The sequence below is a fragment of the Streptococcus oralis genome (assembly GCF_023109155.1).
In the GTDB taxonomy this organism is placed as follows: domain Bacteria; phylum Bacillota; class Bacilli; order Lactobacillales; family Streptococcaceae; genus Streptococcus; species Streptococcus oralis_BZ.
Genome location: NZ_JALDUA010000002.1, coordinates 336123 through 362357, shown reverse-complemented (window position 1 = coordinate 362357; position 26235 = coordinate 336123). Strand labels below are relative to the sequence as shown.

23 protein-coding genes and 2 tRNA genes are annotated in these 26235 nt (G+C 41.2%); 23 read left to right on the top strand and 2 right to left on the bottom strand.

Annotated elements, in window-relative coordinates; genetic code table 11:
• The first annotated feature begins 121 nt into the window (after positions 1 to 121).
• The 16 genes from parC to M1F63_RS05685 all read left to right on the top strand — a co-directional run bounded on the left by parC (position 122) and on the right by M1F63_RS05685 (position 15679).
• Positions 122 to 2602 carry a DNA topoisomerase IV subunit A gene (gene parC / locus M1F63_RS05760; RefSeq protein WP_247940941.1) on the top strand — a complete coding sequence of 827 codons (2481 nt, stop codon included), beginning with the start codon at positions 122 to 124 and terminating at the stop codon, positions 2600 to 2602.
• Positions 2603 to 2716: 114 nt separating this feature from the next.
• Positions 2717 to 3754, top strand: coding sequence for a branched-chain amino acid aminotransferase (locus M1F63_RS05755; RefSeq protein WP_303622561.1), 1038 nt, complete (start codon positions 2717 to 2719; stop codon positions 3752 to 3754).
• Positions 3755 to 3866: 112 nt separating this feature from the next.
• Positions 3867 to 4097, top strand: a complete 231-nt coding sequence (locus M1F63_RS05750) for a DUF2969 domain-containing protein (RefSeq protein WP_000037105.1) — start codon at positions 3867 to 3869, stop codon at positions 4095 to 4097.
• 49 nt (positions 4098 to 4146) lie between these two features.
• Positions 4147 to 4227: transfer RNA gene (locus M1F63_RS05745), tRNA-Tyr, on the top strand.
• Between the two features lie 8 nt (positions 4228 to 4235).
• A tRNA-Gln gene (locus tag M1F63_RS05740) sits at positions 4236 to 4307 on the top strand.
• Positions 4308 to 4469: 162 nt separating this feature from the next.
• Positions 4470 to 5672 (top strand): 30S ribosomal protein S1, encoded by a 1203-nt coding sequence (gene rpsA, locus M1F63_RS05735; RefSeq protein WP_049479376.1) that lies wholly within the window; start codon positions 4470 to 4472, stop codon positions 5670 to 5672.
• 82 nt (positions 5673 to 5754) lie between these two features.
• Positions 5755 to 6252: a GAF domain-containing protein gene (locus M1F63_RS05730; RefSeq protein WP_049479375.1), complete on the top strand. Its 498-nt coding sequence runs from the start codon at positions 5755 to 5757 to the stop codon at positions 6250 to 6252.
• Positions 6252 to 7910: a DNA polymerase III subunit gamma/tau gene (dnaX, locus tag M1F63_RS05725; RefSeq protein ID WP_125418154.1), complete on the top strand. Its 1659-nt coding sequence runs from the start codon at positions 6252 to 6254 to the stop codon at positions 7908 to 7910. Before M1F63_RS05730 ends, dnaX begins: the two co-directional genes overlap by 1 nt.
• A gap of 27 nt (positions 7911 to 7937) precedes the next feature.
• Complete coding sequence (locus M1F63_RS05720; RefSeq protein WP_000198269.1) at positions 7938 to 8132, top strand: DUF3272 family protein; 195 nt, start codon at positions 7938 to 7940, stop codon at positions 8130 to 8132.
• Positions 8133 to 8284: 152 nt separating this feature from the next.
• Positions 8285 to 9055: a Fe-S cluster assembly ATPase SufC gene (sufC, locus tag M1F63_RS05715; protein ID WP_000114489.1), complete on the top strand. Its 771-nt coding sequence runs from the start codon at positions 8285 to 8287 to the stop codon at positions 9053 to 9055.
• A gap of 27 nt (positions 9056 to 9082) precedes the next feature.
• Positions 9083 to 10345, top strand: a complete 1263-nt coding sequence (gene sufD / locus M1F63_RS05710; RefSeq protein ID WP_125328404.1) for a Fe-S cluster assembly protein SufD — start codon at positions 9083 to 9085, stop codon at positions 10343 to 10345.
• Between the two features lie 10 nt (positions 10346 to 10355).
• Complete coding sequence (locus M1F63_RS05705; RefSeq protein WP_247940940.1) at positions 10356 to 11582, top strand: cysteine desulfurase; 1227 nt, start codon at positions 10356 to 10358, stop codon at positions 11580 to 11582.
• Entirely contained in the window at positions 11569 to 12009 is a 441-nt protein-coding gene (sufU, locus tag M1F63_RS05700; protein WP_125328406.1) for a Fe-S cluster assembly sulfur transfer protein SufU, read from the top strand. The genes M1F63_RS05705 and sufU overlap by 14 nt, the downstream gene beginning before the upstream one ends.
• A gap of 57 nt (positions 12010 to 12066) precedes the next feature.
• Positions 12067 to 13479 carry a Fe-S cluster assembly protein SufB gene (gene sufB, locus M1F63_RS05695; protein WP_000797057.1) on the top strand — a complete coding sequence of 471 codons (1413 nt, stop codon included), beginning with the start codon at positions 12067 to 12069 and terminating at the stop codon, positions 13477 to 13479.
• Positions 13480 to 13498: 19 nt separating this feature from the next.
• The gene (locus M1F63_RS05690; RefSeq protein WP_049479370.1) at positions 13499 to 14068 is read left to right on the top strand and encodes a hypothetical protein; all 570 of its coding nucleotides are present in this window, start codon (positions 13499 to 13501) and stop codon (positions 14066 to 14068) included.
• A 213-nt stretch (positions 14069 to 14281) separates the two neighbouring features.
• Entirely contained in the window at positions 14282 to 15679 is a 1398-nt protein-coding gene (locus M1F63_RS05685) for an APC family permease (protein ID WP_049479369.1), read from the top strand.
• 22 nt (positions 15680 to 15701) lie between these two features.
• On the opposite strand, the gene M1F63_RS05680 is transcribed toward M1F63_RS05685, so the two are convergent.
• Positions 15702 to 16550, bottom strand: coding sequence for a YitT family protein (locus M1F63_RS05680; RefSeq protein ID WP_049479368.1), 849 nt, complete (start codon positions 16548 to 16550; stop codon positions 15702 to 15704).
• A 141-nt stretch (positions 16551 to 16691) separates the two neighbouring features.
• Between M1F63_RS05680 and M1F63_RS05675 the strand changes: the two genes are divergently transcribed.
• Together M1F63_RS05675 and M1F63_RS05670 are read left to right on the top strand one after the other, a co-directional pair.
• A complete protein-coding gene (locus tag M1F63_RS05675; RefSeq protein WP_049479367.1) occupies positions 16692 to 17528 on the top strand; it encodes a DegV family protein in 837 nt (278 codons plus the stop codon).
• 106 nt (positions 17529 to 17634) lie between these two features.
• Positions 17635 to 17910, top strand: a complete 276-nt coding sequence (locus M1F63_RS05670) for an HU family DNA-binding protein (protein ID WP_001284636.1) — start codon at positions 17635 to 17637, stop codon at positions 17908 to 17910.
• A gap of 131 nt (positions 17911 to 18041) precedes the next feature.
• On the opposite strand, the gene M1F63_RS05665 is transcribed toward M1F63_RS05670, so the two are convergent.
• A complete protein-coding gene (locus M1F63_RS05665) occupies positions 18042 to 19028 on the bottom strand; it encodes an L-lactate dehydrogenase (protein ID WP_000204722.1) in 987 nt (328 codons plus the stop codon).
• Positions 19029 to 19221: 193 nt separating this feature from the next.
• Between M1F63_RS05665 and gyrA the strand changes: the two genes are divergently transcribed.
• The 5 genes from gyrA (at position 19222) to M1F63_RS05640 (ending at position 26228) form a co-directional block, all read left to right on the top strand.
• Positions 19222 to 21690 (top strand): DNA gyrase subunit A, encoded by a 2469-nt coding sequence (gyrA, locus tag M1F63_RS05660; RefSeq protein ID WP_247940939.1) that lies wholly within the window; start codon positions 19222 to 19224, stop codon positions 21688 to 21690.
• Positions 21690 to 22436: a class A sortase gene (locus tag M1F63_RS05655; protein ID WP_000018505.1), complete on the top strand. Its 747-nt coding sequence runs from the start codon at positions 21690 to 21692 to the stop codon at positions 22434 to 22436. Before gyrA ends, M1F63_RS05655 begins: the two co-directional genes overlap by 1 nt.
• Before the next feature lie 195 nt (positions 22437 to 22631).
• Entirely contained in the window at positions 22632 to 23429 is a 798-nt protein-coding gene (locus tag M1F63_RS05650; protein WP_000254787.1) for a formate/nitrite transporter family protein, read from the top strand.
• Between the two features lie 149 nt (positions 23430 to 23578).
• The gene (locus M1F63_RS05645) at positions 23579 to 24859 is read left to right on the top strand and encodes an O-acetylhomoserine aminocarboxypropyltransferase/cysteine synthase family protein (RefSeq protein WP_206283735.1); all 1281 of its coding nucleotides are present in this window, start codon (positions 23579 to 23581) and stop codon (positions 24857 to 24859) included.
• 94 nt (positions 24860 to 24953) lie between these two features.
• On the top strand, positions 24954 to 26228 hold the full coding sequence (locus M1F63_RS05640; protein WP_101800051.1) for a DUF2130 domain-containing protein: 1275 nt from the start codon (positions 24954 to 24956) through the stop codon (positions 26226 to 26228).
• The last annotated feature ends 7 nt before the right edge of the window (positions 26229 to 26235 follow it).

The window sequence follows — 26235 nt, the reverse complement described above, 5'->3', positions numbered from 1 at the left end:
TCTTTGAAAGGAGTTGAACACGCCCTAAATGCTGTGTGAAAAAGATAAATTCTCTTGTGAGCATCGCTCACGGTAAGAATTTCCTATTTTCACTTTGCATTTTACGGGCTTTGTATCCTATATGAGTAATATCCAAAATATGTCCTTAGAGGACATCATGGGAGAGCGCTTTGGTCGCTACTCCAAGTACATCATTCAAGACCGGGCTTTACCAGACATTAGGGATGGATTGAAGCCGGTTCAACGCCGTATTCTTTATTCGATGAATAAGGATGGCAATACTTTTGATAAGAGCTACCGTAAGTCTGCCAAGTCTGTCGGGAACATCATGGGTAATTTCCACCCACATGGAGATATTTCCATTTATGATGCTATGGTTCGTATGTCTCAGGACTGGAAGAACCGTGAGATTTTGGTTGAAATGCACGGTAACAATGGTTCTATGGACGGAGATCCGCCTGCAGCTATGCGTTATACGGAAGCTCGTTTGTCAGAGATTGCAGGCTACCTTCTTCAGGATATCGATAAAAAGACAGTTCCCTTTGCTTGGAACTTTGACGATACGGAGAAAGAGCCAACTGTCTTACCAGCAGCCTTTCCAAACCTCTTAGTCAATGGTTCAACAGGTATTTCAGCTGGTTATGCCACAGATATTCCACCGCATAATTTGGCTGAGGTTATTGATGCTACGGTTTATATGATTGATCACCCAACTGCTAAGGTCGATAAGTTGATGGAATTCTTGCCTGGGCCAGACTTTCCTACAGGCGCTATCATCCAAGGCCGTGACGAGATCAAGAAGGCCTATGAAACGGGTAAGGGGCGCGTGGTTGTTCGTTCCAAGACTGAAATCGAGAAACTGAAAGGTGGTAAGGAACAAATCGTTATCACTGAGATTCCTTATGAAATTAATAAGGCTAACTTAGTCAAGAAAATTGATGAAGTTCGTGTTAATAACAAGGTAGCAGGTATCGCTGAGGTTCGTGATGAGTCTGACCGTGACGGTCTTCGCATTGCTATCGAGCTCAAGAAAGATGCGAACACCGAGCTTGTTCTCAACTACCTTTTCAAGTATACTGACTTGCAAATCAACTACAACTTTAACATGGTTGCGATTGACAATTTCACCCCTCGTCAGGTTGGAATTGTGCCTATCTTATCTAGCTATATTGCCCACCGTCGTGAAGTCATCTTGGCACGTTCTCGCTTTGACAAGGAAAAGGCTGAAAAACGTCTCCATATCGTAGAAGGTTTGATTCGTGTTATCTCTATCTTAGATGAAGTCATTGCTCTTATCCGTGCTTCTGAAAATAAGGCTGACGCCAAGGAAAATCTCAAGGTCAGCTATGAATTCACAGAGGAGCAGGCTGAGGCCATCGTTACCTTACAACTTTACCGTTTGACCAATACAGACGTGGTTGTCTTGCAGGAAGAAGAAGCGGAACTTCGTGAAAAAATTGCCATGCTTGCGGCCATTATCGGTGATGAACGGACCATGTACAATCTCATGAAGAAAGAGCTTCGTGAGGTCAAGAAGAAATTTGCGACTCCACGTTTGAGTGCTTTAGAAGATACAGCAAACGTAATTGAGATTGATACAGCTAGTTTGATTGCCGAGGAAGATACCTATGTCAGCGTAACCAAGGCAGGCTATATCAAGCGTACTAGCCCACGTTCCTTTGCGGCATCCACTCTGGAAGAAATTGGTAAACGTGATGATGATCGTTTGATCTTTGTTCAAGCTGCTAAGACAACCCAGCACCTCTTGATGTTCACGACTCTTGGGAATGTCATCTATCGACCAATCCACGAATTGGCAGATATTCGTTGGAAGGATATCGGAGAGCATCTGAGCCAGACCATTACAAACTTTGAAACGAACGAAGAAATCCTTCATGCAGAAGTCGTGGATCAGTTTGATGATGCGACAACTTATTTTGCAGCAACTCGCCTTGGTCAAATCAAGCGTGTAGAACGCAAAGAATTCTCTCCATGGCGGACCTACAAGTCGAAGTCTGTTAAGTACGCTAAACTCAAAGACGAGACAGACCAGATTGTAGCAGTGGCTCCGATTAAACTAGATGATGTTCTTTTGATTAGTCAAAACGGTTACGCCCTTCGTTTCAATATCGAAGAGGTTCCGATTGTTGGTGCCAAGGCTGCAGGTGTCAAGGCTATGAACCTGAAAGCAGATGATGCACTTCAGGCTGCCTTTATCTGTAACACTTCATCCTTCTACCTCTTGACCCAACGTGGTAGCTTGAAACGCGTCTCTTGTGAGGAAATTCCGGCGACCAGCCGTGCTAAACGAGGCCTACAAGTCTTGCGTGAGTTGAAAAACAAACCGCATCGTGTCTTCTTGGCTGGAGCAGTTGCAGAGCAAGGTTTCGTTGGTGATCTTTTTAGTACAGAAGTAGAAGAAAACGACCAAACGTTACTTGTTCAATCTAACAAGGGAACAATCTATGAGAGTCGATTGCAAGATCTCAACTTGTCAGAACGTACTAGCAATGGAAGCTTTATTTCAGACACCATTTCAGATGAGGAAGTTTTCGATGCTTACCTCAAAGAAATCTTTAAAGAGGATAAAGCGAATTCATAAAAAAATCAGTCCAGAGGGCTGATTTCTTTATGTTGAAAAAATTTTCAGAAAATTACAAATAATACTTGAAATTTTACTAGAAAAGTGTAGAATAGAACACATAGTTTGAATAGTATAAAGGAGAAACACATGACAGTTGCAATTGATTGGGAAAACCTTGGATTTGCTTATATGAAACTACCTTACCGTTATATCGCTCACTACAAAAATGGTCAATGGGATCAAGGAGAATTGACAGAGGATGCAACCTTGCATATTTCAGAGTCTTCTCCAAGTCTCCACTATGGACAGCAAGCATTTGAGGGATTGAAAGCCTATCGTACCAAGGACGACAGTGTTCAATTGTTCCGTCCTGACGAAAATGCTAAGCGTTTGCAACGTACTTGTGACCGTCTTTTGATGCCACAAGTTCCGACAGAAATGTTTGTAGAAGCTTGTAAAGCAGTTGTGCGTGCAAATGAAGAATACGTCCCACCATATGGAACAGGTGGAACTCTTTATCTTCGTCCGCTGTTGATTGGTGTTGGGGATATTATTGGGGTAAAACCAGCAGAAGAGTATATTTTCACCATCTTTGCTATGCCGGTTGGTAACTATTTTAAAGGTGGTTTAGTTCCAACCAACTTCTTGATTCAGGATGAATACGACCGTGCAGCTCCGAATGGTACAGGTGCGGCCAAGGTAGGTGGAAACTATGCTGCTAGTCTCCTTCCAGGTAAGATGGCCAAGTCACGCCAATTTTCAGATGTTATCTACCTAGACCCATCTACACATACAAAGATTGAAGAAGTCGGATCAGCCAACTTCTTTGGAATCACGGCAGACAATGAATTTGTTACGCCATTGAGTCCATCTATCTTACCATCTATTACCAAGTATTCTTTGCTTTACTTGGCAGAACATCGCTTGGGCTTGACTCCGATTGAAGGTGATGTCCCAATCGATAATTTGGAGCGTTTTGTAGAGGCAGGTGCTTGTGGAACAGCAGCGGTTATTTCGCCAATTGGAGGCATCCAACATGGTGATGATTTCCATGTTTTCTATAGTGAAACAGAAGTAGGTCCTGTTACACGTAAACTCTATGATGAATTGACTGGTATCCAATTTGGTGATGTGGAAGCACCAGAGGGATGGATTGTCAAAGTGGACTAAAAGATATGAAATAAAGAAGAGCTCCATAGCAGTTGTAATAGCTGAAATGGAGTTTTTTCTTGCTAGTTTTAGCTTTTTCTTGTACAATAGAAAAAGTGAAAAGAGGTACAGTATGAGTAAAAAAGATAAGAAAATTGAAATCCAATTAACAGATGCAAAAGTGACTGTTGGAAAAGACAGCTATGAAGGATACGTTTTGACGATCGGGAAAAAGGTCATTGGAGAAATTGCCGAATTAGATAACCAATTTGCCATCATAAAGAATGGAAATGTCGATAGTTTTTATAAAAAACTTGAAAAAGCTGTGGAAATTTTGATTGAAAACTATAATTTGACAAAATAATACTTGTTTTATTGAAAATTTCATGATATAATAGTTCTCGTTAAACATTGGAGAGATAGCGAAGAGGCTAAACGCGGCGGACTGTAAATCCGCTCCTTCGGGTTCGGGGGTTCGAATCCCTCTCTCTCCATTTATCAATGGGGTATAGCCAAGCGGTAAGGCAAGGGACTTTGACTCCCTCATGCGTTGGTTCGAATCCAGCTACCCCAGTTCTTAGGTAATAAATTCAAGATAAAAAGAAAAATATCTTAGGGTATTTTATTTTTATAATTGAAAGACGTGAACGATATGAACATGTCTTTGCGGGTGCTTAGGAAAAAAATTATAAGTATGTCAAGTTTGGAAAAACTTGATTGTTGGAGGATTTTTTAGATGAACGAATTTGAAGATTTGCTAAATAGCGTTAGCCAAGTTGAGCCTGGTGATGTTGTTAGTGCTGAAGTATTGACAGTTGATGCGACTCAAGCTAACGTTGCAATCTCTGGGACTGGTGTTGAAGGTGTCTTGACTCTTCGCGAATTGACAAACGATCGCGATGCAGATATCAATGACTTTGTGAAAGTAGGAGAAGTATTGGATGTTCTTGTACTTCGTCAAGTAGTTGGTAAAGATACTGATACAGTTACATACCTTGTATCTAAAAAACGCCTTGAAGCTCGCAAAGCATGGGACAAACTTGTAGGACGCGAAGAAGAAGTTGTTACTGTTAAAGGAACTCGTGCCGTTAAAGGTGGACTTGCAGTAGAATTTGAAGGTGTTCGTGGATTTATCCCAGCTTCAATGTTGGATACTCGTTTCGTACGTAACACTGAGCGTTTCGTAGGCCAAGAATTTGATGCTAAAATCAAAGAAGTTGATCCTAAAGAAAACCGTTTCATCCTTTCACGTCGTGAAGTTGTTGAAGCAGCTACTGCAGCAGCTCGTGCTGAAGTATTCGGTAAATTGGCTGTTGGTGATGTCGTAACTGGTAAAGTTGCTCGTATCACTAGCTTTGGTGCTTTCATCGACCTTGGTGGAGTTGATGGATTGGTTCACTTGACTGAATTGTCACACGAACGTAACGTATCACCTAAATCAGTTGTAACTGTTGGTGAAGAAATCGAAGTGAAGATCCTTGATCTTAACGAAGAAGAAGGACGCGTATCACTTTCACTTAAAGCAACAACACCTGGACCATGGGATGGCGTTGAGCAAAAATTGGCTAAAGGTGATGTAGTAGAAGGAACAGTTAAACGTTTGACTGACTTCGGTGCATTTGTTGAAGTATTGCCAGGTATCGATGGACTTGTTCATGTATCACAAATTTCACACAAACGTATCGAAAATCCAAAAGAAGCTCTTACTGTTGGTCAAGAAGTTACTGTTAAAGTACTTGATGTTAACGCTGACGCAGAACGCGTATCTCTTTCTATCAAAGCTCTTGAAGAACGTCCAGCTCAAGAAGAAGGACAAAAAGAAGAAAAACGTGCTGCTCGTCCACGTCGTCCAAAACGTCAAGAAAAACGTGATTTCGAACTTCCAGAAACACAAACAGGATTCTCAATGGCTGATTTGTTCGGTGATATCGAACTTTAATCAAATTGATAATCACAAAATCCTTTGTTTAAAACAAGGGATTTTTCTTTTGTCTCTTTCTCATTTTTGATATAATAGTTCTATGTTAGATTCAGAAAAACAATCACAATATCAATTTTTAAATGAGGAACTCTCTTATTTACTTGAAGGTGAGAGCAATGTTCTTGCCAATCTTTCGAATGCTAGTGCCCTCCTAAAATCTCGCTTTCCGAATACTGTATTTGCAGGATTTTATCTGTTTGATGGTAGCGAGTTGGTTTTAGGGCCTTTTCAGGGTGGTGTTTCTTGTATTCGCATTCCGCTTGGGAAAGGCGTGTGTGGAGAAGCTGCTGAGTTTCAAGAGACTGTTTTGGTTGGCGATGTGAGCACCTATCCAAACTACATTTCTTGTGATAGTATGGCAAAGAGTGAAATCGTGGTTCCCATGCTCAAGAATGGTCGATTGCTGGGTGTCTTAGACCTAGATTCTTCACTTATTGATGATTACAATGCCGTTGACCGTGATTACTTGGAACAATTTGTCGCTATTTTGCTTGAGAAGACAGAATGGGACTTTACGATGTTTGAGGAGAAAGCCTAATGTATCAAGCACTTTATCGAAAATATAGAAGCCAGACTTTTTCACAACTGGTAGGCCAAGAGGTTGTGGCTAAAACCCTAAAACAAGCGGTCGAGCAGGAAAAGATTAGTCATGCTTATCTTTTCTCAGGACCTCGTGGAACTGGGAAGACCAGTGTAGCCAAGATTTTTGCCAAGGCTATGAACTGTCCGAACCAAGTGGACGGAGAACCATGTAATAACTGCTATATCTGTCAGGCTGTGACAGAAGGTAGCTTAGAAGATGTTATCGAAATGGATGCAGCTTCGAATAACGGAGTTGATGAAATCCGAGAAATTCGTGATAAATCCACCTATGCACCTAGTTTGGCACGTTATAAGGTCTATATCATAGACGAGGTTCATATGCTATCTACAGGAGCCTTTAATGCGCTTTTGAAGACCCTAGAAGAACCAACTCAAAATGTCGTCTTTATCTTGGCGACCACCGAATTGCACAAGATTCCAGCAACTATTTTATCGCGTGTCCAACGTTTTGAGTTTAAATCGATTAGAACGCAAGATATCACAGTACATATTCATCATATTTTAGAAAAAGAAAATATCAGTTCTGAACCAGATGCTGTGGAAATCATTGCCAGACGAGCTGAAGGTGGAATGCGGGATGCCTTGTCTATTCTGGACCAAGCCTTGAGTTTAACACAGGGAAATGAGCTCACGACAGCTATCTCTGAGGAGATTACAGGCACCATTAGTCTATCAGCACTTGATGACTATGTAGCTGCCTTGTCTCAGCAGGATGTTTCAAAAGCGCTTGATTCTTTGAACCTTTTGTTTGAAAATGGAAAGAGCATGACTCGTTTTGTGACGGATCTCTTGCAGTATTTGCGTGATCTATTAGTTGTTCAGACAGGTGGCGAAAATACTCATCATAGTCCAGTTTTTATGGACAATCTAGCTTTGTCTCAGGAAAGTCTCTTTGAAATGATTCGAATAGCGACTGCGAGCTTGGCGGATATGAAAGCTAGTCTACAACCTAAGATTTATGCTGAGATGATGACTATTCGTTTAGCGGAGATTAAGCCTGAACCAGTGCTTTCAGGAGCTGTCGAAAGTGAAATTTCTGCACTGAGACAGGAAGTCGCTCGTCTTAAACAAGAACTTGCCAATGTTGGAACTGCTCCTAAACAAGTGGCGCCAGTCCCTAGCCGTCCAGCCACTTCCAAGACAGTATATCGAGTAGACCGTAATAAGGTTCAGACCATCCTACAAGAAGCTGTTGAAAATCCTGATTTGGCACGGCAAAACTTGATTCGCCTCCAGAATGCCTGGGGAGAGGTAATCGAAAGATTAGCAGGTCCTGATAAGGCTCTGCTTGTTGGTTCTCAACCAGTTGCAGCAAACGAGCACCATGCTATTTTAGCCTTTGAGTCTAATTTCAATGCAGGGCAAACCATGAAACGGGATAACCTCAATACCATGTTTGGCAATATTCTCAGCCAGGCGGCTGGATTTTCACCTGAAATCCTGGCAATTTCCCTAGAGGAATGGAAAGAGGTTCGTGCAGCATTTTCAGCTAGAAACAAGTCTTCTCAAGCTGATCAAGAGGCGGAAGAAGAAAGCCTAATTCCAGAAGGATTTGAATTTCTGGCTGATAAAGTCATGGTCGAAGAAGACTAAAAGTGGATTTCATGGTACAATAATTCTATGACTAGACAACAATTTATCGTGATAGCACTATTTACTGCTGCTGAGACTTATTTTTTCAATGAAGCTTGGATGACTGGTCGCTATTTCATGGCAGCCTTTTGGGCCATTCTACTTTTTCGAAATTTTAGGTTAAGTTATGTAATGGGGAAAATAGTAGATGCCATTGATCAGCACCTAAACCGCAAGGATTAGTCACTAGCTTCTAAACAAAATCAAAGCCTTTTAGGCTTTTTTTTGTTATACTAGTAGAGTATATTTATGGACCTTTTCTTGTATTTTTTAGAGAAATGTAAGTGATTTCTCTAATGATAAAGGAAGTAGGCCGGAAAAAGAAAGGAACTATCATGTCAGTATTAGAGATCAAAGATCTTCACGTTGAGATTGAAGGAAAAGAAATTTTGAAGGGGGTCAATCTGACTCTGAAAACAGGAGAAATCGCAGCTATCATGGGACCAAATGGTACTGGTAAATCGACTCTTTCTGCCGCTATCATGGGGAACCCTAACTATGAAGTTACCAAAGGTGAGGTCTTGTTTGATGGCGTAAATATTCTTGAGTTGGAAGTGGACGAGCGTGCGCGTATGGGACTTTTCCTGGCTATGCAATACCCATCTGAAATTCCAGGAATTACCAACGCTGAATTTCTTCGTGCAGCTATGAATGCTGGTAAAGAAGATGATGAAAAGATTTCAGTTCGTGAGTTTATCACTAAACTAGACGAGAAAATGGAATTGCTCAACATGAAAGAAGAAATGGCAGAGCGTTACCTCAACGAAGGATTCTCTGGTGGTGAGAAAAAACGTAATGAAATTCTTCAGCTTTTGATGTTGGAACCAACTTTTGCCCTTTTGGATGAGATTGACTCAGGTCTTGATATTGACGCCCTTAAAGTTGTATCGAAAGGTGTGAATGCTATGCGTGGCGAGGGATTTGGTGCTATGATTATCACTCACTACCAACGTCTTTTGAACTACATCACACCAGACGTGGTACACGTGATGATGGAAGGTCGTGTGGTCCTTTCTGGTGGTCCAGAATTGGCTGCCCGTTTGGAACGTGAAGGATACGCAAAACTAGCTGAAGAACTTGGCTACGACTACAAGGAAGAATTGTAATTCCCTCGTATCTTTTAGGAGAAGTAAATGACTAAAGAGAATATTAAACTTTTTTCAGAAATGCACGCTGAACCAAGCTGGTTGGCTGACCTCCGTCAAAAAGCTTTTGATAAGATTGAGAGTTTGGAATTACCAGTTATTGAGCGTGTCAAATTTCATCGTTGGAATCTGGGAGATGGAACCATTACAGAAAGCGAGCCTTCAGCAAATGTTCCTGACTTCACTGCTTTAGATAACCATTTGAAGTTGGTGCAAGTAGGAACGCAGACTGTTTTTGAACAAACTCCAGTTGAGTTAGCTGAACAAGGTGTTGTCTTTACAGACTTCCACTCAGCTTTAGAAGAAATTCCAGAGCTTATTGAGGAATTCTTCATGTCATCTGTTAAGTATGACGATGACAAGTTAGCAGCCTACCATACAGCTTACTTTAACAGTGGTGCTGTTCTCTACATTCCTGATAATATTGAGATTGCAGAGCCAATTGAAGGGATTTTCTACCAAGACAGCGATAGTGATGTACCGTTTAATAAGCATATTATGATTATCGCTGGTAAAAACAGCAAGATTAGTTATCTGGAGCGTTTAGAGTCACGAGGTGGAGGTAGTGCAAAAGCAACTGCCAATATCACAGTGGAAGTGATTGCTCGTTCTGGTGCGCAAGTGAAATTTGCGGCCATTGACCGTTTAGGTGAAAATGTCACTGCCTACATTAGCCGTCGTGGTAAACTAGGCAATGATGCAAGCATTGACTGGGCGATTGGTGTCATGAACGAAGGAAATGTCGTTGCAGACTTTGATAGCGATTTGCTTGGAAATGGTAGCCATGCGGATCTTAAGGTTGTAGCTCTTTCAAGTGGTCGTCAGGTGCAAGGGATTGACACTCGCGTAACCAACTATGGTTGCAACTCTATTGGAAATATCCTCCAACATGGGGTTATTCTTGAGAAAGCAACTTTGACCTTCAACGGTATCGGTCACATCATCAAGGGAGCTAAAGGAGCAGATGCCCAACAAGAAAGTCGAGTTCTCATGCTTTCAGACCAGGCGCGTTCAGATGCCAACCCAATTCTTTTGATTGATGAAAATGATGTTACTGCAGGACACGCGGCGTCTATCGGTCAGGTAGATCCAGAAGACATGTACTACCTCATGAGCCGTGGCTTGGACAAGGCAACTGCAGAACGTTTGGTTGTTCGTGGTTTCCTTGGATCCGTTATCGTAGAGATTCCAGTCAAGGAAGTTCGTGATGAAATGATTGCAACCATCGAAGAAAAATTGTCAAAACGCTAAGGGGAAGCCTATGTTAGATGTAGAAGCGATTCGCAAGGATTTTCCAATTTTAGACCAGATTGTCAACGATGAACCTCTGGTCTATCTGGACAATGCTGCGACGACACAAAAACCACTAGCAGTTCTTGAAACAATCACCCGCTACTATGAGCAGGACAATGCCAACGTTCACCGTGGTGTTCATACCTTAGCGGAACGTGCAACAGCTTCTTATGAAGCTGCTCGTGAAACCATTCGTAAGTTTATCAATGCAAGCTCTACAAAGGAAGTACTCTTTACCAGAGGAACGACGACCAGTCTTAACTGGGTGGCACGCTTCGCTGAGGAAATTCTGACTGAGGGAGACCAGGTCTTGATCTCAGTAATGGAACATCATTCCAATATCATTCCATGGCAGGAGGCTTGCCGCAAGACTGGAGCAGAGCTTGTCTATGTTTATCTCAAGGGCGGAGCTCTGGATATGGATGACTTGCGAGCTAAATTGACTGATAAAGTCAAGTTTGTCTCCCTAGCTCACGCCTCAAATGTTCTTGGTGTGGTCAATCCGATCAAGGAAATCACGCAATTGGCCCACCAAGTTGGAGCCATCATGGTGGTGGATGGTGCTCAGTCTACGCCACATATGAAGATTGATGTCCAGGACTTGGATGTGGACTTCTTTGCCTTTTCAGGTCACAAGATGGCTGGTCCGACTGGTATCGGTGTCCTTTACGGTAAAGAAAAGTATCTGGAACAAATGTCACCAGTTGAGTTTGGTGGCGAGATGATTGATTTCGTCTATGAGCAATCTGCTAGTTGGAAGGAATTGCCTTGGAAATTTGAGGCTGGAACGCCAAATATGGCAGGTGCTATCGGACTTGCTGTAGCAGTGGATTATCTGGAAAAGATTGGCATGGACGCCATTGAAGCTCATGAACAAGAACTGATTGCATACGTCTTTCCAAAATTGAAGGAAATTGAAGGGTTAACCATTTATGGTTCGCAAGACCTGGTTCAACGTTCAGGTGTCATTGCCTTTAACCTAGGGGATCTTCATCCCCATGACCTAGCTACAGCACTTGATTATGAAGGAGTAGCAGTTCGAGCCGGTCACCATTGCGCCCAACCTTTGCTCCAATATTTGGAAGTCCCAGCAACAGCTCGTGCAAGTTTTTATATCTATAATACCAAGGCAGATTGTGACAAGCTAGTCGATGCCCTACAAAAGACAAAGGAGTTTTTCAATGGCACTTTCTAAACTAGATAGCCTTTATATGGCAGTGGTGGCAGACCATTCGAAAAATCCACATCACCAAGGGAAGCTGGAAGATGCTGAGCAAATCAGCCTCAATAATCCAACCTGTGGGGATGTCATCAACCTCTCTGTCAAGTTTGACGCAGAGGACCGTTTGGAAGATATTGCTTTTCTAAATTCAGGATGCACGATTTCAACTGCCTCTGCTAGTATGATGACAGATGCAGTTTTAGGCAAGACCAAACAAGAAATTTTAGAACTTGCAACTATTTTTTCTGAAATGGTTCAAGGGCAAAAAGATGAGCGTCAAGACCAACTTGGAGACGCGGCTTTCTTATCAGGTGTTGCCAAATTCCCACAACGGATTAAGTGTGCAACTCTAGCTTGGAATGCCCTTAAGAAAACAATTGAAGACCAAGAAAACAAATAAGACAAGTTTCTTTTGTCTTACGAATCAGTAGAAATGAAGAATGAAAGAAAGGATATTATGGCTGAAGAAAGAGTAGAACCAAAACCAATTGACCTTGGTGAATATAAATTTGGTTTCCATGACGATGTAGAGCCTGTCCTATCGACAGGAAAAGGATTGAACGAAGAAGTCATTCGCGAATTATCAGCTGCTAAGGGAGAACCTGAGTGGATGTTAGAATTCCGTTTGAAGTCTTATGAAACCTTCAAAAAAATGCCTATGCAAACCTGGGGAGCAGACTTGTCAGAGATTGATTTTGATGACTTGATCTACTACCAAAAACCTTCTGATAAACCTGCCCGTTCTTGGGATGAAGTTCCTGAAAAAATCAAAGAAACCTTTGAACGTATCGGGATTCCTGAAGCTGAGCGTGCTTATCTAGCTGGTGCCTCTGCCCAGTACGAGTCAGAAGTGGTATACCACAACATGAAGGAAGAGTTCCAGAAATTGGGTATTATCTTTACAGATACGGATTCTGCCCTCAAGGAATACCCAGACTTGTTTAAACAATACTTTGCTAAGTTGGTACCGCCGACAGATAACAAGTTGGCAGCCCTTAACTCGGCAGTATGGTCTGGTGGAACCTTTATCTATGTGCCAAAAGGTGTCAAGGTAGATATTCCACTTCAAACCTACTTCCGTATCAACAACGAAAATACAGGTCAGTTCGAACGTACCTTGATTATCGTTGATGAGGGAGCAAGCGTCCATTACGTAGAAGGATGTACAGCACCAACTTATTCTAGCAACAGCTTGCACGCTGCCATTGTAGAAATCTTTGCCTTGGACGGAGCTTATATGCGCTATACAACTATCCAAAACTGGTCAGATAACGTTTATAACCTAGTAACAAAACGTGCCAAAGCATTGAAAGATGCGACTGTTGAGTGGATTGATGGGAACTTGGGTGCTAAAACAACCATGAAATACCCATCTGTTTATCTGGATGGAGAAGGGGCCCGTGGTACCATGCTTTCGATCGCCTTTGCTAATGCTGGTCAACACCAAGATACGGGTGCCAAGATGATCCATAACGCTCCACACACAAGCTCCTCTATCGTGTCTAAATCCATCGCTAAAGGCGGAGGAAAGGTTGACTACCGCGGACAAGTAACCTTTAACAAGAACTCTAAGAAATCTGTTTCTCACATCGAGTGTGATACCATTATCATGGATGACTTATCAGCGTCAGATACCATTCCATTCAATGAAATTCACAACTCGCAAGTTGCTTTGGAGCACGAAGCCAAAGTATCTAAGATTTCAGAGGAACAACTCTATTACCTCATGAGTCGTGGTTTATCAGAATCTGAGGCAACCGAGATGATTGTCATGGGATTTGTCGAGCCCTTCACAAAAGAACTTCCAATGGAATATGCAGTTGAGCTGAACCGCTTGATTAGTTATGAAATGGAAGGTTCAGTCGGATAAATCCAAAAAGGAGAAGCAAATGGGATTCTTAAAAAAATTATTTGGTAATGTTGAAAAAGCGAATAAAGGTGAAATTCCTGTCGAGGAAATTGTTCCACCTTTTACAATTGATTTAGCAGAAGAAGCAGATGATTATTGGAGACAAATGGAACAAAACCTCTTGATAAACGCTGTAAAAGCTGCTGGTGGTCCTGAGACAGTAGAACGTGCTTTTGTTCTTGCTAATTTCAAGGAAAATCAAGAAACCTTTGAGCTCTTTTATCAGGTAAATGGTCAACTTCTTTCATGGAGAGAGATGGATGCGACTGTTGTTGATAAAATCAGCAATCAACTCCTTCCGCAAGCGACAGAAGTAGCGCGTGCAGTAAATGAAAATTATGAAGAGGCAAATGTACCAGTAATCCAGTACGCTATGCTTCAGTTTGAAACTGCAACCATGGCTTGGTTTGGTCGGAAGCTGACAACAGCTTCTCCAGAAGCCCAATTGACTTTTGAAGAATTGGTATCTGGTTGGCGCGCTATTTTGGAACAAGAAGTTCCAAATCGTTCTTTAGATAGTGACCGTCCGTTCCCTTACTTTGAAGTTTAAAAAATCCCAAATCCCCAAAAACTTTCAATGGGGTATACTGTTGAGCCTACTCGCTTGATTAGTAACAAATTGAAAGAATCAGTGGGTAAAAATGCAAATTCTGAACAGGAATCCTTTCTGTTCAGAATTTTTTTCAAAAAAGGACTTAATAAATATTCACAAAACTGCTTTTATATGGTAAAATAAAACAATTACATTTAGTGGAGATGAAGTATGAATATTTTTAGAACCAAGGATGTTAGTCTGAGACAGACAGAGATGCACCGCCATTTGAAGTTGTGGGATTTGATTCTTTTAGGAATAGGTGCTATGGTGGGGACGGGGATTTTCACCATTACAGGAACAGCAGCGGCTACCCTAGCTGGTCCATCACTAGTGATTTCCATTGTGATTTCTGCTCTATGTGTTTCTCTTTCAGCCCTCTTTTTCGCAGAATTTGCCTCTCGTGTGCCTGCTACTGGTGGTGCTTATAGTTACCTCTATGCGATTTTAGGAGAATTGCCAGCCTGGATTGCTGGTTGGTTGACCATCATGGAATTCATGACAGCTGTTTCAGGTGTGGCGTCTGGCTGGGCAGCTTACTTTAAGGGATTGCTCAGTAATTATGGTATCTCCATGCCCCAAGCCTTGAATGGAACCTTTAATCCTGAACAGGGAACCTATATCGATCTTCTGCCTATTTTAGTACTGACATTGGTAACGGGATTGGTTTTATTAAATTCTAAGGCAGCTTTGAGATTTAATTCGCTTTTAGTGGTCTTGAAATTCTCAGCTCTCGCCTTATTTATCCTAGTTGGTATTTGGTACATCAAACCTGAAAATTGGTCGAATTTTGCTCCCTTTGGTTTTGGTCAACTATATGGTGGAAGTACTGGGATTATGGCGGGCGCATCTTTGATGTTCTTTGGTTTTCTCGGATTTGAGTCTATTTCCATGGCAGTTGATGAAATTCAAAGTCCTCAAAAAAATATTCCCCGCGGAATCGTGCTTTCTCTGACAATCGTCACCATTCTCTATGCTTTGGTAACCTTAGTATTGACAGGGATTGTTCACTACAGTAAGCTCAATGTGGACGATGCAGTAGCATTTTCATTACGGAGTATTGGTATCGGCTGGGCGGCAAATTATGTTTCGCTTGTAGCCATTCTAACCCTGATAACCGTATGTATCTCCATGACTTACGCTTTGTCTCGGATGATTTATAGTTTAGCACGTGATGGACTTTTACCCCAAAGTTTCAAACAATTAAGCAAGACTAGTCGTGTTCCTAAAAATGCAACCCTCTTAACAGGAGTTGCTTCAGCTATTGCTGCAGGAGTGTTTCCTCTAGCCAGTATTGCAGCCTTCTTAAATATCTGTACGCTAGCTTATCTCATTTTGCTAGCCTACGGAATAATAAAACTCAGAAAGGATAAGGGTATGCCAAAAGAGGGAGAGTTTAAAACACCCTTGGTGCCACTTTTGCCAATTCTTTCCATTCTTATCTGTGTTTCCTTTATGCTTCAATATAGTCTAGATACCTGGATTTCCTTTGGCATCGCTCTTCTAGTTGGTCTAGTCATTTACTTTACTTACGGGTTCCGCCATTCAACCCTCGCAGAAGAAGAATAAAAGCTGGGAATTCCCAGCTTTTTTAATCTTTCACATAAGTAAATCCTTCACCCAGAATTTCATGAGCCTCAGTGATGGTGATAAAGGCTTGAGGATCAATTTTGTGAATCATATCTTTCATTTTAACGATTTCGTTTCGACCGACGATACAGTAGATAATTTTTAGATCCTTTTTGCTGTAGTAGCCTTGACCAGATATAAAGGTAACGCCACGTCCGAGTTCATCGTTAATCTCTTTGGCCAATTGATCAGGATATTGGGTAATAATCATAAATCCTTTACCAGCATAACCTCCTTCGCCTATCAAGTCGATAACACGAGCGATGATAAAGTCAAACAAGAGGGTATAGGTAACTAGACGAAGATCCTGGAAGATAATCAAAATCAACATTAGGATAAAAAAGTCAATCCCAAAAAGCAATTTCCCAATCGAAATATTGGTGTATTTGTTGAGGATACGGGCAACGATATCAGAGCCGCCAGTGGTTCCACCAGCATTAAAGATAATTCCTAAACCAACCCCTAGTAAGACTCCTGAGACTAAAGCGACAATGATGAGATCTCCTTGCAAGTCGATGTTCAAAGGAATGCGCTCAAAGATTGCTAGCCAAACGGAAAGAGAAATGGATCCTAGAAGGCTTGAGTAGAGGGTCTTAGGTCCAAATATTTTCCAAGCCAGGATAAATAAAGGGATATTAATCAAGAGGTTCATCAATGAGACAGGAATCTTAAAAAGATAGTAGGTAATCAAGGTAATACCTGTCGCCCCACCCTCAAATAAATGATAAGGAACAACAAAGTAAGTAAGACCGAAGGCATAGATAGCAGCTCCAAAAATAATAGTGATAATCGGTTGAAGTTTTCGAATCATGGCTGTTCCTCACTTTTCTATAGATAGATTATACCAAAAATTCAGTTCTTTTCATCGGATCACTTATGATTTTTTATCATTTTTTTGATATAATAAAGGAGAAAATCCCAATCCTATCGAGAAGAATAGAAAGATTGAATTATGACACAAGTAAAAATTGTAACGGACTCTTCTGTTACTATCGAACCAGAAGTAGTTAAAGAATTAAATATCACTGTTGTCCCTCTATCAGTTATGATTGATAGTGTGCTTTATTCGGATGCAGATTTGAAAGAGGGAGAATTCCTTCATCTTATGCAACAAAGTAAGAATCTGCCTAAAACAAGTCAGCCACCTGTAGGAGTGTTTGCTGAGGTCTTTGAAGAACTAGGTAAAGATGGTAGTCAAATTATCGCCATTCACATGTCCCATGCCTTGTCTGGAACTGTGGAAGCTGCTCGCCAAGGGGCCAGCCTCTCAACTGCTGATGTAACAGTTATTGATAGTTCCTTTACAGATCAAGCGATGAAGTTCCAAGTTGTTGAAGCCGCAAAACTTGCTAAAGAAGGTAAAGATTTAGAAACGATCTTAGCTCATGTAGAGGACGTCAAAAATCATACAGAACTCTATATCGGTGTTTCGACGCTAGAAAACTTAGTTAAGGGTGGTCGTATTGGACGTGTGACAGGATTACTAAGCTCACTCTTGAATATTCGTGTAGTAATGCAGATGAAAAACCACGAACTCCAACCAATCGCCAAAGGACGTGGAACGAAAACGTTCAAAAAGTGGCTTGAGGAATTAACCAATACTCTTTCCCAAAAATCAGTTGCAGAAATTGGAATTTCTTATGCTGGAACGAACGAATGGGCGAATGAGATGAAGGCATTATTGCAACCTTATGTTGAGAAGCCAATCTCTGTATTGGAAACTGGCTCTATTATTCAAACTCATACTGGAGAGAATGCTTGGGCGATTCTAATTCGCTACAATTCCTAAAAAAATTGAGAAAAATGGTCAAAATAGTGTTTTTGACTTGACCTATAGCCGATTTTAGGATATGATTATATTTGTTAATTAGAAATTATTTGGAGGATTTTTTAACATGGCAAACAAACAAGATTTGATCGCTAAAGTAGCAGAAGCTACAGAATTGACTAAGAAAGATTCAGCAGCAGCAGTTGACGCTGTATTTGCAGCAGTAACTGAATACCTTGCAGCTGGTGAAAAAGTTCAATTGATCGGTTTCGGTAACTTTGAAGTTCGTGAGCGTGCTGCACGTAAAGGTCGTAACCCACAAACTGGTAAAGAAATCAAAATCGCAGCTTCTAAAGTTCCAGCATTCAAAGCTGGTAAAGCTCTTAAAGACGCTGTTAAATAATGAATTTTCAAAAAGTCTATTGTATCAAGCTTCATTGCTTGGTCGATAGGCTTTTTTTGTTTATTTGAAAAGTTGAGTTATGATTCAGTGCAAAAAGAAAAAGGTTCCCATGTTTGAGAACCTTCTTTTCATTAGTTTTTAGAAGCAGCTTGGAATTCAGGGTTTTTCCATGCTTCATCAATGATAGCTTGCAATTCTTTGGCAGATGCTTGCATTTTTTGAGTTTCAGCGTCGTTCAATGGGATGTTTACTGGACGAACGATACCGTGTGCACCAACAACAGCTGGTTGACCGATAAAGACGTTTTTAACACCGTATTGACCTTCTTGGAAGACTGAAAGTGGAAGTACTGCATTTTCGTCATCAAGGATTGCTTTTGTGATACGAGCAAGTGCTACTGCGATACCGTAGTATGTAGCTCCTTTTTTATTGATGATTGTGTAGGCGGCGTCACGAACACCTTCGAACAATTCAATCAATTCAGCTTCTTGAACGTTTTGAGTATCTTTAAGGAATTCTTCAAGGTTTACACCAGCGATGTTAGCGTGTGACCAAACCGCAAATTCAGAATCTCCGTGTTCACCCATGATGTAGGCGTGAACTGAACGAGCATCAACATCCAATTTTTCAGCAAGTGCTTGACGGAAACGTGCTGAGTCAAGTGAAGTACCTGAACCGATAACACGTTCTTTAGGGAATCCAGAGAATTTCCAAGTTGAGTAAGTCAAAACGTCAACTGGGTTAGCTGCAACAAGGAAGATACCATCGAACCCTGATTCAACAACTTGTGTTACGATTGATTTGTTGATAGCCAAGTTTTTACCTACAAGGTCAAGACGAGTTTCACCTGGTTTTTGAGGAGCACCTGCAGTGATAACAACAAGGTCAGCGTCTGCACAGTCAGAGTATTGAGCAGCGTAGATTTTTTTAGGTGAAGTGAAGGCAAGGGCGTGGCTAAGGTCAAGCGCATCACCAACAGCTTTTTCGTGTAATTGTGGAATTTCGATAATTCCAAGCTCTTGTGCAATTCCTTGGTTAACAAGTGCGAAAGCGTAAGATGAACCTACGGCACCGTCACCAACAAGGATCACTTTTTTGTGTTGTTTAGTTGAAGTCATTATCTAAACATCTCCTTCATTTTTTTTAGGGGAATCCCCAGACAATTTCATTCTATCACTTTTGAAAAGCTTTGTCACGAATATTCTATTCGGTTATCGATGTAAACGTTTTAGTGGTTTTCAAAGACTGAAATGAAGGACAAATTATGGTATAATATATCTAATTACTAATAGTGAAATGAGGCATTTATGAATGCAGGATAGAAATTTAGTGAATGTCAATCTGACAAAGGAGATGAAGACCAGCTTTATCGACTACGCCATGAGCGTTATCGTTGCGCGGGCCCTTCCTGATGTTCGAGATGGCTTAAAACCTGTTCACCGTCGTATTCTATACGGAATGAATGAACTAGGTGTTACACCAGACAAACCTCATAAAAAATCAGCCCGTATTACAGGGGATGTTATGGGTAAATACCACCCACACGGAGATTACTCTATCTATGAAGCTATGGTTCGTATGGCTCAGTGGTGGAGCTACCGTTACATGCTTGTTGATGGGCATGGAAACTTTGGTTCTATGGACGGGGACGGTGCTGCCGCGCAGCGGTACACTGAGGCACGTATGAGCAAGATTGCTCTTGAAATGCTTCGTGATATCAATAAAAACACCGTTGATTTTGTAGATAACTACGATGCTAACGAACGTGAACCCTTGGTTTTGCCAGCTCGTTTTCCAAACCTTTTGGTCAATGGGGCAACTGGCATCGCTGTTGGGATGGCAACCAATATTCCACCTCACAACTTGGGTGAAACCATTGATGCAGTGAAGTTGGTTATGGATAATCCTGAAGTGACGACTAAGGACTTGATGGAAGTCTTGCCTGGTCCAGATTTTCCGACTGGTGCTCTTGTCATGGGGAAATCAGGTATCCATAAGGCTTATGAGACTGGTAAAGGTTCCATTGTCCTTCGTTCTCGTACAGAGATTGAAACCACTAAGACGGGTCGTGAGCGCATCGTTGTAACGGAATTCCCTTATATGGTTAATAAAACCAAGGTGCATGAGCATATTGTTCGCTTGGTTCAGGAAAAACGAATTGAGGGCATTACAGCCGTACGTGATGAGTCCAACCGTGAAGGCGTTCGCTTTGTAATCGAGGTTAAACGCGACGCGTCTGCCAACGTTATCCTTAACAACCTCTTCAAGATGACCCAGATGCAAACCAACTTTGGTTTCAACATGTTGGCGATTCAAAATGGTGTGCCAAAAATCTTGTCCCTTCGTCAAATTTTGGATGCTTATATCGAGCACCAAAAAGAAGTGGTTGTTCGCCGTACTCGTTTTGACAAGGAAAAAGCCGAAGCGCGTGCGCACATCTTAGAAGGTCTTTTAATTGCACTTGACCATATCGATGAAGTGATTCGTATCATTCGTGCCAGTGAAACAGATGCGGAAGCGCAAGCTGAGTTGATGAGCAAGTTCAAGCTTTCTGAACGTCAAAGTCAAGCCATCCTTGATATGCGTCTTCGTCGTTTGACAGGATTGGAACGTGATAAGATTCAGTCTGAATATGATGAGTTGATTGCCTTGATTGCAGATTTGGCTGATATTCTTGCCAAACCTGAGCGCGTGGCGCAAATTATCAAAGAGGAATTGGACGAAGTCAAACGCAAGTTTGGTGACAAGCGTCGTACGGAGTTGATGATCGGAGAAGTCTTAACTCTTGAAGATGAAGATTTGATTGAAGAAACGGATGTCTTGATTACCCTTTCTAATAAGGGCTATATCAAACGTTTGGACCAAGGTGAATTCACTGCTCAAAAACGTGGTGGCCGTGGAGTTCAAGGTACGGGAGTTAAGGATGATGACTTTGTGCGTGAGTTGGTTTCAACCAGCACCCATGATCATTTGCTCTTCTTTACCAATAAAGGACGCGTATATCGACTGAAAGGTTATGAAATCCCTGAATACGGTCGTACTGCTAAGGGCTTGCCAGTTGTCAATCTATTGAAGTTGGACGAAGGTGAGAGTATTCAGACCATCATCAACGTTGAGTCTGAACGTAGTGATGACGCTTATCTCTTCTTTACAACTCGTCATGGTGTCGTGAAGAGAACCAGTGTCAAAGAGTTCGCTAATATTCGTCAAAATGGACTTAAAGCTTTGAATCTTAAGGATGAAGACGAATTGATTAATGTCTTGCTGACAGAAGAAGATACGGATATTATCATAGGTACCAAGTTTGGTTATGCCGTTCGCTTTAATCAATCAGCTGTTCGTGGCATGAGCCGTATCGCGACAGGTGTCCGAGGAGTCAATCTTCGTGAAGGGGACACAGTAGTTGGTGCTAGCGTGATTACGAACCAAGACGAAGTTCTTATCATCACTGAAAAAGGATATGGTAAACGTACACTTGCTACTGAATATCCTACTAAAGGCCGTGGTGGTAAAGGGATGAAGACAGCCAATGTTACTGAGAAGAATGGTCCTCTGGCAGGTCTTCTTACTGTTAAAGGAGATGAAGACCTGATGATTATCACAGATACAGGTGTCATGATCCGTACTAACGTTGCCAATATTTCACAAACTGGACGCTCAACTATGGGAGTTAAGGTGATGCGTCTAGATCAGGATGCTAAGATTGTGACCTTTACAACGGTTGCTGCGGCAGAAAAAGAAGAAGTTGGGACTGAAATTGAAACAGAAGGTGAAGCATAATGTCTCATAAAAAAACGAAAAATAAGAAGAATAAGCGCAGAAATCTATTTATTAATATTTTAGCAGGTTTCTTAATTCTTTTATCGCTAGCTTTAATTTTTAATTCAAAGATTCGCGATATCTTTTTGGTCTGGAATACCAATAAATACCAAGTCAATCAAGTCACTAAGGAAAATATAGATGAAAATCTAAAAACCGAAGGGAATTTTGATTTTGACTCTGTTAAGTCTATTTCATCCGAAGCTGTATTGGCTTCACAATGGGATGCTCAGAAACTTCCCGTTATTGGAGGTATTGCTATTCCCGAAGTGGAGATTAACTTACCGATTTTTAAAGGTTTGGACAATGTAAACCTGTTCTACGGAGCAGGGACCATGAAACCAGATCAAAAAATGGGAGAAGGCAACTATTCTCTAGCAAGTCACCATATCTTTACTGCTGAAAATGCCAGTCAAATGCTCTTCTCACCTTTGGTCAATGCCAAAGCGGGTATGAAAATTTATCTGACGGATAAGGATAAAGTTTATACTTATGAGATTACAGAAGTAAAACGTGTTACACCAGACCGTGTAGATGAAATCGATGATCGTATTGGTGTGCAGGAGATTACTTTGGTTACTTGTGTTGATTATGATGAAACCGAGCGTATAATCGTCAAAGGTATCTTTAAAGAATCAAAAGCTTATTCTGAGACTTCTGAGGATATTTTGAAGGCCTTTAATCAACCGTATAGACAACGATATTAAGAATGAACCAGTGAAGTGCTATTTCACTGGTTTTTTATATGAATAAATAGAATCAAAATAGTTCTTATGAAAAAGGTTTGTAAGCCTTACGATATAGATTTTTAAGATAAATATTTTAGAAATTTACAGAAAACGCTTTCGAGAAAATAAGAATTATGTTATAATTATCACAAATAAAAGTTTTAGGAGTTTTTTATGGTCTCTTCAGAATTTATCTCAAAGATTGAATTTGCTTGCAAGAAGAAAGAAAGTCTTTATAGCCAAAGTAAATTTAAGTATGCGATTCGTTCCATGTTTGCAGGTGCCTTTTTAACATTTAGTACGGCTGCGGGCGCGGTTGGGGCTGACTTGATTAATAAGATCGCTCCAGGTAGTGGTCGCTTCCTTTTCCCATTCGTTTTTGCTTGGGGATTGGCCTACATTGTTTTCTTGAATGCTGAGTTGGTAACTTCGAATATGATGTTTTTGACAGCTGGTAGTTTCTTGAAAAAAATCTCATGGAGAAAAACAGCTGAGATTTTGCTTTACTGTACCTTGTTCAACCTTATCGGAGCCTTGATAGCAGGTTGGGGCTTTGCTCACTCAGCAGCCTATGCAAATCTAACACATGATAGCTTCATTTCAGGGGTTGTAGAGATGAAGTTAGGTCGTTCCAATGAGCTAGTCTTGCTTGAAGGTATTTTAGCCAATATCTTTGTAAACATTGCCATTCTTTCCTTTGTTTTGGTGAAAGACGGTGGCGCCAAACTTTGGCTTGTCTTATCAGCAATTTACATGTTTGTATTCTTAACAAACGAACACATTGCTGCGAATTTTGCTTCTTTTGCGATTGTTAAGTTCAGTGTTGCAGCTGATTCAATTGCTAACTTTGACATACCTAATATTCTTCGTCACTGGGGTGTAACCTTTGTCGGGAACTTTATCGGAGGAGGTCTCTTGATGGGCTTGCCTTACGCCTTCCTCAATAAAAACGAAGATACTTATGTAGATTAAAAAACGGGTACGAGTTAATCGTGCTTTTTTGTTTGATGTGTAAGACTAGTCATAGTTGTTCCTTATATCAAAATATAGAAAAACGGTATTGGAAAAGACTAGCACAAGATGATACAATATCCCTAATGAAGCTATTTGGAGGTCGTCTTATGACTCGTGATTTTAAATTTGAAACTCTACAATTACATGCTGGGCAAGTAGTTGATCCAGCGACCAAGTCTCGTGCAGTACCGATTTATCAAACAACATCCTTCGTTTTTGATGACACGCAAGAAGGTGCCGATTTGTTTGCCTTGAGAAAACCAGGCAATATCTATACTCGTATTACCAACCCTACAACAGCAGCCTTTGAGGAAAGAATCGCTGCTCTTGAAGGTGGTGTTGGAGCACTAGCGACAGCATCAGGTATGGCTGCTGTAACCTACACTATTTTGGCGCTTGCTCACGCAGGTGACCATGTGGTGGCTGCGTCAACTATTTACGGTGGGACCTTCAACCTCTTGAAAGAAACCCTTCCTCGTTATGGGATTACAACAACCTTTGTGGATGTGGATAATTTGGAGGAAGTAGAAGCAGCTATCAATGACAATACCAAACTTGTCTTGATTGAAACCTTGGGGAATCCCTTGATTAACATTCCTGACTTAGAAAAATTGGCTGAGATTGCGCATAAACACAAGATTCCTCTCGTTTCGGACAACACTTTTGCCACACCATATTTGATTAACGTCTTCTCTCACGGTGTAGATATTTCCATTCACTCAGCAACTAAGTTTATCGGTGGGCATGGTACGACTATTGGTGGAGTGATTGTCGATAGTGGTCGTTTTGACTGGGAGGCTTCAGGGAAGTTCCCTCAATTTGTTGAGGAAGACCCAAGTTACCATAACTTGAGCTATACTCGTGATGTGGGTGCAGCAGCCTTTATTATCGCTGTTCGTGTTCAATTGCTCCGTGATACAGGTGCTGCCTTGTCGCCATTTAATGCCTTCCTCTTGCTCCAAGGGCTTGAAACTCTCTCTCTTCGTGTTGAACGCCATGTGCAAAATGCAGAGAAAATTGTTGATTTCCTTGTCAACCATCCTAAGGTAGAAAAAGTCAACTATCCAAAACTAGCTGACAGTCCATATCATGCCTTGGCTGAGAAATATCTGCCAAAAGGTGTGGGTTCAATCTTTACCTTCCATGTTAAAGGTGGAGAGGCAGAAGCTCGCAAGGTGATTGATAATTTGGAAATCTTCTCTGACCTTGCTAACGTAGCAGATGCCAAATCGCTTGTTGTCCATCCTGCGACAACCACTCACGGTCAGTTGTCAGAAAAAGATCTAGAAGCAGCAGGTGTCACACCAAACCAAATCCGCTTGTCTATCGGACTTGAAAATGTAGAGGATTTGATTGAAGATTTGCGTTTGGCCTTGGAAAAAATTTAAAGTAACTGATATAAACAGTGGGTTTCGACTCACTGTTTTTGATTTTCCCTCAGGCATGATATAATGGTTACAGAAGTCTAGAAAGAGGAAAGTTATGAACGAAATCAAATGTCCCAACTGTGGGGAAGTCTTTACAGTAAATGAAAGTCAGTATGCCGAACTCTTATCCCAAGTGAGAACTGCCGAGTTTGATAAGGAATTACACAATCGCATGAAGCAGGAGCTGGCCTTGGCTGAGCAAAAGGCCATGAATGAGCAACAGTCTAAACTGGCTCAAAAAGACCAAGAAATTGCGCAATTGCAGAGTCAAATCCAAAACTTTGATACAGAGAAAGAATTGGCTAAGAAAGAAGTTGAACAGACAAGCCATCAGGCTTTATTAGCAAAGGACAAGGAAGTACAGGCCTTGGAAAGCCAATTGGCCACCTTGCGTTTGGAGCATGAAAATCAACTGCAAAAGACCCTTTCTGACTTAGAAAAAGAACGCGATCAGGTCAAAAATCAGCTCCTCTTGCAAGAAAAGGAAAATGAGCTGTCTTTGGCTTCTGTTAAGCAAAATTACGAAGCCCAGCTTAAGGCTGCTAGTGAACAAGTAGAGTTCTATAAGAATTTCAAAGCCCAACAATCCACAAAAGCTATCGGGGAAAGTTTGGAACAGTATGCAGAGAGTGAGTTTAACAAGGTTCGTAGTTTTGCCTTTCCAAATGCCTACTTTGAGAAGGATAACAAGGTCTCTGCGCGTGGATCTAAGGGAGACTTTATCTTCCGTGATTTTGATGAAAATGGTCTAGAATTCATTTCCATCATGTTTGAAATGAAAAATGAAGCGGATGGAACAGAGAAGAAGCACAAGAATGCGGACTTCTACAAGGAATTGGACAAGGACCGTCAGGAGAAGAACTGTGAGTATGCGGTTTTGGTGACTATGCTAGAAGCAGATAACGACTACTTTAATACAGGGATTGTGGATGTCAGTCATGAGTATGAAAAGATGTATGTGATTCGTCCCCAGTTCTTCATCCAGTTAATTGGTCTCTTGCGTAATGCGGCTCTTAATTCTCTCAAATACAAGCAAGAGTTGGCACTTGTCCGTGAACAAAACATTGATATCACTCACTTTGAGGAAGATTTGGATGCCTTTAAACTAGCCTTTGCCAAGAACTACAATTCAGCTTCAACTAACTTTGGTAAAGCCATCGACGAAATTGATAAGGCTATCAAACGCATGGAAGAGGTCAAAAAGTTCCTAACCACCTCTGAAAACCAACTCCGCCTCGCTAATAACAAGTTGGAAGATGTTTCAGTTAAAAAATTGACCCGAAAAAATCCAACTATGAAAGCGAAATTTGAAGCGCTGAAGGGGGAGTGAGATTACC